We start from the raw sequence: 13,730 nt of genomic DNA, 5'->3' as shown, positions 1-13,730 counted from the left end.
GCCGATCAGCCGCGGGGCGAGCGGAAGCCGACCAGGCGGGCATCGGCGCCGTCGAGCTCGGCCCACGGCTTCTGCAGCCGGAAGACGGCCAGCCCCGCGGTGGGGAAGCCCGCCGAGAGGTCCATGACCGAGTCCATGTCCGAATCCGGGGCGGCCAGGCGCATGGCGACCTCCTGCACCGCCGGCTGGTGGCAGATCACCAGGAGGCTGCGGACCCGCTCGGGAGTCGCGCAGATCTCTGCGAGAACCTGCCGATCGGAGGCCTCGTAGAGCCGGTCGGACAGGCTCGCGGTGGGCGCCCGATCGCCCAGCACGCTCGAGACCCAGGTGCAAGTCTGCCTGGTGCGCAGCGCGGACGAGCACAGGACCATCTCCGGCAGCTCGCCGCTGTCGAGCAGCCACTGCCCCGCCGCCGGCGCCTCGGCCTGACCCTGCTTGCCCAGCGGGCGGTCGAAGTCCGCCACGCCCCACCCGGCGTCCGCCTGAGCATGGCGCATGAGAATCAGAGTGCGCTCGTCCGGGCCCGTGGTCTCCGAGGTGCTCGTCATGGGCTCATGGTCTCACGCACCGCGGAAGGAGGCCTCGGGCAGAAGTCGAGCCCCGTCCTGATCCGGCAGGACGGGGCTCGAGGGGGCTCGAGGGGGCCGCGGGATGCGGCCGCGACTCAGATGGAGTACTCGGGCGCGGCCCAGACGATGACCTCGGGGTGGTCGTAGAACCGGTAGCCCTGGCCGCGGACCGTGCGCACCGTGTTGGCCAGGCGACCCAGCTTGGAGCGCAGGCGCCGGATGTGGACGTCGATGGTGCGCTCGTTGGGGGTCTCGTCGGCATCCGACCAGAGGCTCGAGATCAGCTCGGTGCGCCCCACGGTGCGGCTGCCGTTCTCCACGAGGTAGTTCAGCAGCTCGAACTCCTTGTAGGTCAGGTTCAGCACCGCCCCGTCCAGCATGACCTCGCGGCGCGAGAGGTCGATCAGCACGCCGACCGACTGGGTGGTGCGGGTGTCGCGAGCCGAGACCGGGGCCGTGGCAGCCTCCGCGGCGGGCTCGACCGCGGTCGGATCGCCGAGGGCGTTGCGCACGACCTGCAGGTCCCCGCCCGGGGCACCGGCCTGGGCCAGCGCCACGGCCGCGTAGCTCTCCGCCTCCGGGGCGATCTGGGCCACCGACCGACGCAGCTGCTGCACGATCTCCACCAGCGTGGTGCCGTTGGCGGCCGCCTTGGCCTCGCCCAGGCCGACGTACAGGACGAAGCCGCGGGCCTCCGAGCTCACGCCCGGATCCTGGGGGTTCAGTCGTCGATCGGCGCGCACCTGCTGGGGCGCACCGCCCGCCTCCACGGCGCCGGGGCGACGCACTCCGGGGCGACGGCGCCTGGGCGCCGCGCCCCCTGCTCCGGCGGCCATCTGGCTCGCGGCGGCGGTGCGTGCTCGCTGCGAGATGTGGACATACCCGGGTGCTCCGGCCATGACTGCTCCTCATGCTGTGAAACGACCCTGCCACGGGCCGCTGCCGGGCCGAGTCTCGACCGGGCCTGCACGCCCGACGCCGCACCGAGAGGCTCTCTCCCCTGACCCGGCTGACCTGCCGGAGAGACCGGCAGGCGGCGTCGCGCGCTCCTGCAATGGCTCCATACTCAGCCAGCTCCAAGCTTCTGCGCAAGACACATACCGACTTGTGTCTCACTATCCGAGATTAATAACTTGTAAACGCACCTATGTGCGCCCGCAACCCCCGTCTGGCGCATTTCCTGGAGCAACTTCAGCCTTCCGGCGCGACCGGGGGAGACATTCGCGCCAACTTACTCACCGGTATTCGTGTTTTCACCCACCCCTCTCTGTCAAGACCTATTGCCACATCGGCAACCGAGTCTCAGATAATGAGACGCCCCTCGATGCTCGGCATCGAGGGGCGTTCGGGGCATCACCCCAGGTGCCGCCGGGCGGCGGGCGCAGGGAATCAGTCGACGACGCCGTACAGGCGATCGCCGGCATCCCCCAGACCGGGGACGATGTAGGAGTTCTCATCCAGGCGCTCGTCGACGGTCGCGAGGACCACGTGGACGTCGTCGTCGCCCAGCTCCTGCTCCATGGCGGCAAGCCCCTCGGGCGCCGCGAGAAGGCACAGGCAGGTGATGTCCTGAGCCCCGCGCCGGCGCAGGAAGCGGATGGCCTCGATCAGAGTGCCTCCGGTGGCGAGCATGGGATCGAGGACGTAGACCTGTCGGCCGGTGAGATCATCCGGCAGCCGCTCGGCATACGTGACGATGTCCAGGGTCTGCTCATTGCGGGCCATGCCCAGGAAGCCGACCTCCGCCGTGGGCACCAGACGGGTCATGCCCTCGAGCATGCCCAGACCGGCGCGCAGGATCGGGACCACGAGCGGTCGCGGCGTACTCAGCGCCGTGCCGGTCGTGGTGCTCACGGGGGTGCGGACCTCGATGGGCTCCACCCGCACCTCGCGCGTGGCCTCGTAGGCGATCAGCGTGACGAGCTCCTCCACGAGCTGGCGGAACACGGGGGACGAGGTCTCCCGATCGCGCAGAACGGTGAGCTTGTGCGAGACCAGCGGATGGTCGAGAACTGTGAGGCGCATGACGCAAAATTAGCATTCAGCCGCGTCCGCGGCGCAGACGCAGAAGGCGCCGGAGCGCACCCGAGGAGGAGTCCCGCCCGTGGCACTGCCCCCGATGCACAGCACTCGAGTCCACGAGGCCTGGATGCGCCAGGCCCTCGAGCAGGCGCGCCTGGCGCTGTCCACGGGCGACGTCCCCATCGGAGCCGTCGTGCTGGATCCCGACGGCCGCGCCATCGGGCGCGGACGCAATGAGCGCGAGGCCCACCACGACCCCACGGCCCACGCCGAGGTCCTGGCCATGCGCGAGGCCGCCGAGGAGCTGGGGCGCTGGCGACTGGACGACTGCACCCTGGTGGTCACGCTCGAGCCGTGCACCATGTGCGCCGGGGCGGCGGTGCTCGCACGCATCCCGCGGATCGTGCTCGGGGCCTGGGACCCCAAGGCCGGCGCCTGCGGCTCGGTCCTGGATGTGGTGCGCCACCGGCAGCTCAACCACTGGAGCGAGGTCCACGGCGGCGTGCTCGCCCGCGAGTGCTCCGCACTGCTCACCGAGTTCTTCCGGGCGCATCGCGACTGAGCGGCCCCGACCCGGCCCTGCCGATTTTGCGCACCGCCCACCCGCCAGTATGATCTTGGCCCTGGTGGCGTGTCCGAGCGGCCGAAGGTGCATCACTCGAAATGATGTTTGGTGTAAAAGCCAACGAGGGTTCAAATCCCTCCGCCACCGCGCAGAGCTGAAGGGCCCTGCTTCCCCGAGGTCTCGGGGAAGCAGGGCCCTTCAGGCATTTCCGGGCCGCACCTGCGCCCACATCCTGTCCGCACCGGCCCGCGGCCTCCGAGGTGTCGGCCCCGGGCCTAGACTGGAGGGCAGTCCCAGAGATCGACGCGGCCCGTCGTGCCGCCAGGAGAAGAGCCTTGAGCAGCATCACCGTGAACGTGACCGACCGCGAGGGCGCCCGCACCGAGGGTGTCGAGTGGAAGTCCCACGAGTCCCTGATGGAGGCGCTCACGCGCCACAAGTTCCCCATCCTCGCCACCTGCGGCGGCAATGCCTCGTGCTCCACGTGCCACTGCTACCTGGACGGCGCGTTCGAGACCACGCAGGAGAACTCCCCCATCGGAGATGAGGAGGAGGACCTGCTGGACATGCTCGACGACACCCGCCACGACGACTCCCGCCTGACCTGCCAGGTCGAGTGGTCCGAGTCGCTCGAGGGTGCCGAGATCACCATCGCCCCGGAGTGGTGAGCGGGAGGGCCTCACTATGACCACTGCCCCGGAGGATCAGCTGGCTCGCGCGGAGAGCCTGCTGCGCGAGGACCTCACGACCCGCGCCGCCTACGTCTCGGACGCCTCGATCTACCGTCGCCTCCCCGCCGCCGTGGCGGAGCCGCGCACGGTCGAGCAGATCCGCGATCTGCTGGCGCTGGCCCATGAGCGCGGCTGGTCCGTGATCAGCCGCGGCGGCGGCACCTCCGTGGCCGGCAACTCGATCGGCGACGGCCTGGTCATCGACACCTCGCGGCATTTCAACCGGGTCCTGTCGATCGATCCGCAGGCCGAGACCGCGGACATCGAGCCCGGTGTGATCTGCGACGACCTCCGCGCCGCGGCTGCCGAGCACGGGCTGACCTACGGGCCGGACCCCTCCACGCACGCGCGCTGCACCGTGGGCGGGATGGTCGGTAACAACGCCTGCGGATCGCATTCGGTGGCATGGGGCACGGCGGCCGAGAACCTCGTGGCGGTGACCGTCATGCTGGCCGACGGCCGAGAGGTCGAGCTGCGCGCCGGCGGGACCTCAGGGCCCGCCCTGACCCGTACCCTGAGCGCGCTGCGCGATGAGCACCGCGCCATGCTGCGCACCGAGCTGGGCCAGTTCCCCCGCCAGGTCTCGGGCTACGGCCTGCACTACCTGCTCGAGGAGAACGGCTTCGACGTCGCCAAGGCCTTCGCCGGCACCGAGGGCACGTGCGGGATCATCACGCGGATGACCGTGAAGCTCGTGCGCAGGCCGGCGGCCACCGCCCTGGCGGTGCTCAGCTTCGCGGACGCGATCGCCGCGGCCCACGCAGCCCCGGCGCTGCGCGTGCGCGGGGTGACCACGATCGAGGGCATGGGCGGGGACCTGCTGGACGCCCTGCGCTCGCGCCCCGGCAACGAGACCGCCGGGTCCGAGCTGCCCCCGGGCGGGGGCTGGCTGTACTGCGAGGTCGGCGGCGAGACCGTGGAGGCGGCCCAGGCCCGAGCCCAGCAGCTCGAGGGGATCGTGGAGTCCTCGGGCCGCGCCGAGGTTCAGGGGGCCGTCGTCGTGGTGGATCCTGCGCGCACCCGCAGCCTGTGGCGGATCCGCGAGGCCTCGGCAGGGATCGTCACCCGCCTGCCGGACGGCGGCGAGGCCTGGCCCGGCTGGGAGGACTCCGCCGTGCCGCCCGAGAACCTCGGCGACTACCTGCGCGATCTCTATGCGCTGCTCGACGAGCTCGAGCTGCGCGGCATCCCGTTCGGGCACTTCGGCGAGGGCTGCGTGCACCTCCGCATCTCGTTCGACTTCGGCACCGAGGCCGGGGTGGCCCGCTACCGCGAGTTCATCGAGCGGGCCTCGCAGCTCGTGCGGCACTACGGCGGCTCGGTCTCCGGCGAGCACGGCGACGGCCGGGCCCGCTCCGAGCTGCTGGGCATCATCTACTCCCCCGAGGCCCTGCGGGCCTTCGCCGCCTTCAAGCGCGCGTTCGATCCCGCAGGATTCTTCAACCCCGGCGTGCTCGTGGACCCCGAGCCGATCGACCAGGGCATCCGCCCCGGCCCCGGGGCGCGCACCTTCGACCTGAAGCCCGTGCACGCCTTCAGCCACGACAACGGCTCGTTCGCAGGCGCGGTCAATCGATGCGTGGGCGTGGGCGCCTGCCGCTCGGATGTCGGCGCCATGTGCCCGTCGTTCCAGGCCACCCGGGACGAGGTCCACTCGACCCGCGGGCGCATGCGCTCCCTGGCGGAGATGCTGCGCGGGGAGCACCTCAAGGACGGCTGGAAGGCCGAGGAGACCCTCGAGGCCCTCGACGGCTGCCTGTCCTGCAAGGCCTGCGTGGCCGAGTGCCCGGTCAACGTGGACGTGGCCACCTACAAGTCCGAGTTCCTGCACCACCACTACGGCGAGGGCATCCGCAGCTTCGTGGGCCGCAGGCGACGCCCCATGGCCCATCTGACCATGGGCTGGCTGCCCGTGCTCGTGCGCCTGATGAACCTGGTGCCCGGCGCTCCGTCGCTGGTCAACACGGCCATGCGGGTGCGGCCGCTGCAGAAGACTGTCATGCGCCTGGGCGGCGTGGAGGCGCAGCGGGACATGATCCGCTTCGCCGACCAGCCGCTGACCAAGTGGTTCTCGACCCGGCCCGGCGACGCGCCGGACGGGCGGCCGTCGGTGGTGCTGTGGCCGGACTCCTGGACCAACTTCATGGACGACGGGCCCGGCAAGGCCGCCGTGGAGGTCCTCGAGGCCATGGGCTACCGCGTGCTCATGCCCGGCGGCAACGTCTGCTGCGGCATGACCTGGCACTCGACCGGCCAGCTCGAGGCCCTCAAGCGAGAGGTCACCCGCACCCTGGGTGTCATGGAGCCGCTGCTGGAGGCCGGATACCCCGTGATCGGGCTCGAGCCCTCCTGCACGGTGATGCTTCAGGACGAGATCACGGAGCTGCTGCCCGACGACCCCCGCGCCGCCCTGCTCGCCCAGCGCACGCTCACCCTGGGGCAGTTCACCGCGCGCCACCTCGCCGAGGGAGGGGACTGGCCGTTCGGGACCCTCGACGACGACGGCCCCCGCGACGCCGTGTGCCAGGTGCACTGCCACCAGAAGTCGATGATCGGCTACGACGCCGAGCTCGAGGTCCTGCAGCGCCTGGGCGTGGACGTGGACATGGTCGGCGGCGGCTGCTGCGGTCTGGCCGGGAACTACGGCTTCGAACCCGGCCACTTGGAGGTCTCCCGAACCCTGGGCGAGCGCGAGCTGTTCCCCAAGATCCGCGCGGCGGGGCCCGACCCCCTGGTGGTGGCCGACGGCTTCTCCTGCCGAACCCAGATCCGCGAGGGGACCGACGCCTCCGGCCGGACCCTGGCCGAGGTCATGCGCTCGGCGCTGCCCGAGGCGCGCTGACGCCCCTGCGGCGCACCTGCGCCTCGGGAGCCGCACCGGCATGGTCGCGGTTGCCGGGGCCGCCCGCTGTGCTGTCGGGGCCCGGCCTACGATTGCTCTATAGAGGCCCGGACCACGTCGGCTCGGACCCGTGACACCTCAGCAGGAGGCTCCTCATGTCGACTCGCACCCGCCCCCTCGCCCTCAGCGCGCTCTCCCTGGCCGCGCTGCTCGCCCTGAGCGCCTGCGGCGGCTCGGGCGAGGACCAGGACAGCACCGACAGCTCGTCCGGGTCGGCCTCGCAGAGCGCTTCGGCGCAGCCCTCTGCCTCCTCCTCCGCCTCGCAGTCCACGTCCTCCGAGTCCGCCGCGGACCCCTCGGCCTCCCCCTCGACGGAGCCCTCCGAGCCGTCAGCAGACGATTCGGCCGCAGCCAGCGACTCCGCCGAGCAGACCGCTGCCGGGGAGGAGACCGCGCAGGAGGCCCCGGCCGCGGAGGACTCGGCAGAGGCCGACGGATCCTCGGCGCAGCAGGGCTCCGCACAGACGGAGGGGCAGCAGGGCGCCGAGCAGGCGACCGGGCAGCAGGACACCGGACAGGGCGCCCAGGCCGAGCAGGGCAGCGCCGCCGCGCAGCCCGCTGCCGCCGGTGCGTGCGACGCCTCCTCCCTGTCGGGATCGCTGCAGCCGGTGGATGCCGGGATGGGCGCCGTGCATTACCAGCTTGTGCTCACCAACACCGGCTCGCAGCCGTGCGTCCTGTCCGGCTACCCGGGCGTCTCCTACGCGGACGCCGCGGGACAGCCCATCGGCATCCCGGCCTCGCGCGCACCGGAGGCGGGCGCTGCGGTGACCGTGGCACCGGGCCAGTCGGCCTCGGCGGGTCTGCAGGAGACCGGAGCCGGCTCCTACGGCCAGGTCTGCAACCCGCACGAGACCTCCGCGCTGATCGTCTACCCGCCGGGCAGCACGGAGGCGCTGAGCATCGCCCATTCGACCCAGGCCTGCGGCAACCCCAAGATCGGGCAGCTGCAGGTGAAGGGCTTCGGTGCCTGAGCCCGCCGAGCGCGCAGCACCTGCCCAGGTCCGAGGGCTCCCCGCAGACGAGGAGCCCTCGGACGGACGCCCCGCGCCGGGCTCGTCGCTCGAGGCGTTCTCGCCGGCTGCCCGCGACTGGTTCACGGGCGCCTTCTCCACGCCCACCGCCGCCCAGGAAGGCGCGTGGAAGGCGATCGCCGGAGGCGAGCACGCCCTCGTGGTCGCTCCCACCGGTTCCGGCAAGACCCTGGCCGCCTTCCTCTGGGCGATCGACCGGCTGATCACGCAAGCGGCCGTGCCGCAGCCCGCTGGGCCCCGCTCCGGCTCAGCCGCCCCAGGTGCGCCGGCTGCCTCAGCCGCCTCAGCCGAAGCGTCCTCCGAAGCTGCTGCTGCGAACGATCGTTCCGGATCCGACCTGCGCAGGAAGGCCTCGAGCGCCTCGTCCAAGCGAAGGGCCACCACGCGCGTCCTGTACATCTCCCCGCTCAAGGCGCTCGGCGTGGACGTGGAGCGCAACCTGCGCTCGCCCCTGATCGGGATCACGCAGACCGCCCGCCGGATGGGGCTGGAGCCGCCCGAGATCTCCACCGGCGTGCGCTCCGGGGACACCCCTCAGGCCGTGCGGCGCGCGCTGCTGGCCTCCCCGCCGGATATCCTGATCACCACGCCCGAATCGCTGTACCTGATGCTCACCTCCAAGGCCCGCGAGTCCCTGCGCGGTGTGGAGACCGTGATCCTGGATGAGGTCCACGCCGTGGCAGGCACCAAGCGCGGCGCGCATCTGTCGGTGTCGCTCGAGCGCCTGGACGACCTTCTCGAGCGCCCGGCCCAGCGCATCGGGCTCTCGGCCACCGTCGACCCGGTCGAGACGGTCACGCGCTTCCTGGGCGGGCGGGAGCCGGTGGCCGTCGTGCGCCCGGAGTCGACCAAGCGCTGGGACCTGGAGATCAGCGTGCCCATCCCGGACATGACGGTGCTGGGCGGTCCCGCCGCATCGAGCTCGCTGCTGGAGTCCGACTACGACGCCGACGAGCCGGCGAACGTCGCCTCCATCTGGCCGCACGTGGAGGAGCGGGTGGTCGATCTGGTCGAGGCGCATCGCTCCACGATCGTCTTCGCCAACTCCCGAGGCCTGGCCGAGAAGCTCACCGCCCGCCTCAACGAGATCCACGCGTTCCGGCTGGAGCACGCACCGGATGATGACGGCCAGGCGACCCAGCTCAGCGGGATCGAGCGGCAGCACAACCGCTACGAAGGCGCAGCGCCCCTGCTGGCCCGAGCCCACCACGGCTCGGTCTCCAAGGATCAGCGCGCCCTGATCGAGGAGGACCTCAAGTCCGGTGTCCTGCGCTGCGTGGTGGCCACCAGCTCGCTCGAGCTCGGCATCGACATGGGGCTCGTGGACCTGGTGGTGCAGATCGAGTCCCCGCCGTCCGCGGCCTCGGGGCTGCAGCGCGTGGGCCGCGCCGGCCACCAGGTCGGCGAGATCTCGATCGGGCGGATGTTCCCCAAGCACCGCGGCGATCTGCTGGACGCGGCCGTGACCGTGGAGCAGATGCTGGCCGGGCGGGTCGAGCCGCTGCACATCCCGTCGAATCCGCTGGACATTCTGGCTCAGCAGACGATCGCGGTGTGCGCCACCGAGACCGTGCCCGTCGAGGACTGGTGGGACACCGTGCGCCGGGCCGCGCCGTTCCTGGGACTGCCGCGCAGCGCGTTCGACTCGGTGCTGGACCTGGTCTCCGGGCGCTACCCGTCGGACGAGTTCGCGGAGCTGCGCCCGCGCGTGGTCTGGGACCGGGACGAGGGCACGCTCACCGGCCGCCCCGGGGCCCAGCGCCTGGCCGTGACCTCCGGTGGCACGATCCCCGACCGCGGGCTGTTCCCCGTGCACCTGGCCGGGCAGGACGATTCCTCGCCCAAGCGGGTGGGCGAGCTCGACGAGGAGATGGTCTACGAGTCCCGCACCGGCGATGTGATCGCCCTGGGCGCCTCGTCGTGGCGGATCGCGGAGATCACCCATGACCGAGTGCTCGTCACCCCGGCACCGGGGCAGGCGGGCAAGCTGCCGTTCTGGCACGGCGACGGCATCGGGCGGCCCGTCGAGCTCGGTCGAGCGCAGGGCCGCTTCCTGCGCGAGGCCTCGGGTGCTGCGGAGGCCGCGCTGCGCGAGCGGCTGGCCGCCGACGGCTTGGACACCTGGGCGCAGGACAACCTTCATCGCTACCTCACGGAGATGCGCGAGGCCGTCGGGCACGTGCCCTCAGACCGCACGCTGGTCATCGAGCGATTCCACGACGAGCTCGGGGACTGGCGCGTGGTCCTGCACTCCCCCTACGGGCTGCCCGTGCACGCGCCGTGGGCGCTGGCCGTCGGGGCGCGGCTCGAGGAGCGCTGGGGCCTGGACAGCTCCGCGCAGGCCTCCGACGACGGCATCGTCCTGCGACTGCCGGCCACCGACGACCAGCCGCCGGGCGCCGAGCTGTTCCTCTTCGACCCGGAGGAGCTCGAGCAGATCGTGACCGAGCGGGTGGGGTCCTCGGCGCTGTTCGCCTCCCGCTTCCGCGAGTGCGCGGCCCGCGCGCTGCTGCTGCCGCGCCGGGATCCCGGACGACGCACGCCCCTGTGGCAGCAGCGCCAGCGCTCGGCCCAGCTGCTCGACGTCGCCCGCAAGCACCCCCAGTTCCCGATCGTGCTGGAGACGGTGCGCGAGTGCCTCCAGGATGTCTACGACGTCCCCGCCCTGCAGGAGCTGCACCGCCAGATCGACCGCCGCGCGCTGCGCATGGTCGAGGTGACCACCGAGACGCCCTCGCCCTTCGCCCGCACCCTGCTCTTCGGCTACCTGGGGCAGTTCATCTACGAGGGCGACTCCCCGCTGGCCGAGCGCAAGGCCGCGATCCTCTCCCTGGACACCGCCCTGCTCTCCGAGCTGCTGGGCCGGGCCCAGCTGCGCGAGCTGCTCGACGCCGAGGTCATCGCCCAGACCGAGGCCCAGCTGCAGCACCTGGCCCCCTCCCGGCGCCTGCTGGGCATGGAGGGGCTGGCCGATCTGCTGCGGCTGCTCGGGCCGCTGGGCCTCGAGGAGGCAGCGGCTCGGCTGCGCCCGGAGTCGGGCGGGCCGGCCGCTGCGACCGGAGCGGACGCCTCCGTCGAGGGCTCGGACGACCCCTCCGAGCCCTCCGTCAGCCCCGAGCAGGCCTCTGCGTGGGCGGAGGAGCTGGTGCGCAGGCGGCGCGCCTTCTGGCTGCTGCGCGAGGGGCAGCAGGTGCTCGCCGCGGTCGAGGATGCCGCCCGGCTGCGCGACGCACTGGGCACGCCGATCCCGCACGGGGTGCCGGTCAGCTTCCTGGAGCCGGTCGAGAATCCGGTCGAGGACCTCGTGGCGCGCTTCGCCCGCACGCACGGGCCGTTCACCGTGGCCGAGGCCTCCCGGGGCACCGGATTGGGCCCGGCCGTCGTCGCCGGGACCCTCGAGCGCCTGGGCGCTGCGCGCCGCGTCCTGGAGGGCGAGTTCCGCCCCGACCGGCAGGAGGAACACCACCGCGGGCCGCGCTCAGAATGGTGCGACAAGGACGTGCTGCACCGGATCCGGCGACGCTCGCTGGCCGCGCTGCGCCAGCAGGTCGAGCCGGTGGCCCCGGAGGTCTACGCCCGCTTCCTGCCCTCGTGGCAGTCGGTCGGGCCGGGGCATCGCCTGCGCGGGGCGGACGGCCTGCTCAGCGTCGTGGATCAGCTCGCGGGGGTGGCGGTGCCGGCCTCGGCGCTGGAGCCGCTCGTGCTCCGTCAGCGCCTCGAGGACTACCGGCCTGAGCTGCTCGACGAGCTGCTGGCCTCCGGGGAGATCGTGTGGTCCGGGGCGGGCTCGCTGGCCGGCGACGACGGCTGGATCAGTCTCCACCTGGCCGAGTCGCAGCAGCTCAGCCTGCCTCCGCGAGCGGATCTGCGCGCCCGCGCCGCCGGGATCGACGACGCCGTCCAGGCCGCGCTGCTGGCCGTCATGGGCGATGGCGGCGCGCGGTTCGGCCACCAGCTGCGCAGCGCTGTGCTCGAGCAGAACGATCGTTCGCAGATCCCCGGGCTGGACATGCCTGCCCTCACCCGCGCCCTGTGGGAGCTCGTGTGGGCCGGGCTGGTCACCAATGACACGTTCGCCCCGGTGCGCTCCCTGGTCGCGGGCGGCTCCGCCGCTCACCGGCAGAAGCCGCGCACCCCACGAGGACGCACCGCAGGCAGACGCGGAGCAGCCCGACTGCGGGCCCGGGACGCGGCGCTGTCGCGGCCGTCATCCGAGCGCACCCCAGGGCCCGCGGAGGCGGGCGATCCCACCGGGCTGTCCGGGCGGTGGTCGCTGCTGGACCCCGAGCCGCTCGAGCCCACGCTGCGCGCGAGCGCCTCGGCCGAGCTGCTGCTGGACCGCTACGGCGTGGTGACCCGCGGGGCGGTGGAGGCCGAGGACATCGCAGGCGGGTTCTCCGCCGTGTACAAGGTCCTGGCTGCCGTCGAGGAGGCCGGTCACGCACGGCGCGGCTACTTCATCGAGGGTCTGGGGGCCGCGCAGTTCGCGCAGTCGGGCACCGTGGATCGGCTGCGCGGCTTCGCAGACGACGAGCAGGCGCGCACCGAGCCTCGTGAGCCCGTCGTGCTGGCGCTGGCCGCGACCGACCCTGCGAACCCGTACGGCGCCACGCTGCCCTGGCCGGAGACGATCGACTCGCACGACAGCACCGAGTCCACCACGGCGGCGCGGCACCGGCCGGGACGCAAGGCGGGGTCGATCCTCGCGCTCGTGGACGGCGATCCGGTGCTCTACCTGGAGCGCGGCGGGCGCACCGCCCTGGTCTTCGACGACGACCCCGAGCGGCTGCGGATGATCGGCCCGCCGGTCGCCGACGTGGTGCGCGCAGGGGCCGCAGAGAAGCTCACGGTCGAGCGCGTCAACGGCATGCCCGCCCTCGGGCACGGCGCGCTGGAGACCGCGGTGCGCGAGTCCCTGGTCGCCGCCGGGTTCTCGACCACACCCAAGGGCCTGCGGATCCGCCGTGCCTGAGGGGGATTCCGTCTGGCGCGCGGCCGCTGCCCTGCATTCCGGGCTGGCGGGGCGGCAGCTGCTGCGCAGCGACCTCCGGGTCCCCGCGCTGGCCACCGTCGATCTGTCCGGGCGCACCGTCCAGGAGGTGGTCTCGCGCGGCAAGCACCTGCTGATCCGCATCGGGCCCGATCCGAGCACCGGTGCCCGCGCGGTCACGCTGCACTCGCATCTGATGATGGAGGGCCGATGGGAGATCGAGGACCTCGACCCTCTCGCGGCGGGATCGGACTCCCCCGGCCGTCGTCGGCCCGGCGCCTCGAGCGCGCGATCGCAGCGCCGCGCCCGGCCGAAGCACACGATCCGTGCCGTGCTCGAGACCGCGGGGACCCGGGCCACCGCGTCCTCCGTCCAGCAGCTCGTGATCGTGGCCCGGGAGCAGGAGGACCGGCTCGTGGGGCACCTGGGCCCGGACCTCCTGGCACCGCAGTGGTCCGCGCAGCACCTGCAGGAGGCGGTGCGCCGTCTGCTGGAGCGCCCCGATCGCCCGATCGCCGCAGCGCTCATGGATCAGTCGAGGCTGGCAGGGATCGGCAGCATCTACCGCTGCGAGCTGCTGTTCCTGCACCGCCTGGCTCCGCAGACGCCCGTGGCCGATGTTCCGGATCTGCAGGCGATCGTCGAGGATGCGCACGAGCTGCTGCTGCGCAACCGCGACAGCGGCCCCCGAGTCACCACGGGCGATCCGCGGCCCGGCAGGCAGCTGTGGGTCTACGGCCGTGAGCGCCGGCCGTGCCGACGCTGCGGGACGCCGATCCTCAAGCGGACCTGGGACGATGCCGCCGGTCAGCGCGATCCCCGCACCGGCCTGCAGGCGCCGGCCCGCGAGCGCCCCTTCTACCTCTGCCCGCGCTGCCAGCGCTGAGACCCGGACAGCCGAGATCCAGCCCGGGCTG

At 72.7% G+C, this 13,730-nt stretch carries 9 protein-coding genes and 1 tRNA gene; 7 read left to right on the top strand and 3 right to left on the bottom strand.

Annotation, left to right across the window (positions count from 1 at the left end; genetic code table 11):
• Window positions 1-5: 5 nt before the first annotated feature.
• The 3 genes from QSJ40_RS01265 to upp form a co-directional block, all read right to left on the bottom strand.
• Window positions 6-548, bottom strand: coding sequence for a SixA phosphatase family protein (locus QSJ40_RS01265; RefSeq protein ID WP_006213933.1), 543 nt, complete (start codon window positions 546-548; stop codon window positions 6-8).
• Window positions 549-664: 116 nt separating this feature from the next.
• Window positions 665-1,468 carry a winged helix-turn-helix domain-containing protein gene (locus QSJ40_RS01260; RefSeq protein WP_006213934.1) on the bottom strand — a complete coding sequence of 268 codons (804 nt, stop codon included), beginning with the start codon at window positions 1,466-1,468 and terminating at the stop codon, window positions 665-667.
• Window positions 1,469-1,958: 490 nt separating this feature from the next.
• Window positions 1,959-2,594 carry a uracil phosphoribosyltransferase gene (gene upp / locus QSJ40_RS01255; protein ID WP_006213935.1) on the bottom strand — a complete coding sequence of 212 codons (636 nt, stop codon included), beginning with the start codon at window positions 2,592-2,594 and terminating at the stop codon, window positions 1,959-1,961.
• Window positions 2,595-2,688: 94 nt separating this feature from the next.
• On the opposite strand from upp, the gene tadA reads away from it, so the two are divergent.
• The 7 genes from tadA to QSJ40_RS01220 all read left to right on the top strand — a co-directional run bounded on the left by tadA (window position 2,689) and on the right by QSJ40_RS01220 (window position 13,699).
• Window positions 2,689-3,153 (top strand): tRNA adenosine(34) deaminase TadA, encoded by a 465-nt coding sequence (gene tadA / locus QSJ40_RS01250; RefSeq protein ID WP_040560504.1) that lies wholly within the window; start codon window positions 2,689-2,691, stop codon window positions 3,151-3,153.
• Between the two features lie 63 nt (window positions 3,154-3,216).
• Window positions 3,217-3,303 (top strand) — tRNA-Ser (locus tag QSJ40_RS01245).
• A 188-nt stretch (window positions 3,304-3,491) separates the two neighbouring features.
• Window positions 3,492-3,824 (top strand): 2Fe-2S iron-sulfur cluster-binding protein, encoded by a 333-nt coding sequence (locus QSJ40_RS01240; RefSeq protein WP_006213939.1) that lies wholly within the window; start codon window positions 3,492-3,494, stop codon window positions 3,822-3,824.
• A 16-nt stretch (window positions 3,825-3,840) separates the two neighbouring features.
• Window positions 3,841-6,729, top strand: coding sequence for an FAD-binding and (Fe-S)-binding domain-containing protein (locus tag QSJ40_RS01235; protein ID WP_006213940.1), 2,889 nt, complete (start codon window positions 3,841-3,843; stop codon window positions 6,727-6,729).
• 155 nt (window positions 6,730-6,884) lie between these two features.
• Window positions 6,885-7,763, top strand: a complete 879-nt coding sequence (locus QSJ40_RS01230) for a DUF4232 domain-containing protein (RefSeq protein ID WP_006213941.1) — start codon at window positions 6,885-6,887, stop codon at window positions 7,761-7,763.
• A complete protein-coding gene (locus QSJ40_RS01225; protein WP_058872035.1) occupies window positions 7,756-12,795 on the top strand; it encodes an Lhr family helicase in 5,040 nt (1,679 codons plus the stop codon). Before QSJ40_RS01230 ends, QSJ40_RS01225 begins: the two co-directional genes overlap by 8 nt.
• Window positions 12,788-13,699, top strand: a complete 912-nt coding sequence (locus QSJ40_RS01220; protein WP_058872034.1) for a DNA-formamidopyrimidine glycosylase family protein — start codon at window positions 12,788-12,790, stop codon at window positions 13,697-13,699. Before QSJ40_RS01225 ends, QSJ40_RS01220 begins: the two co-directional genes overlap by 8 nt.
• Window positions 13,700-13,730 lie beyond the last annotated feature (31 nt).

It is taken from the genome of Kocuria sp. NBRC 114282, assembly GCF_030268385.1.
GTDB classification, from domain to species: Bacteria; Actinomycetota; Actinomycetes; order Actinomycetales; family Micrococcaceae; genus Kocuria; species Kocuria palustris.
The sequence above is the reverse complement of the archived record's forward strand: the minus strand, read 5'-3'. Positions and strand labels throughout refer to the sequence as shown.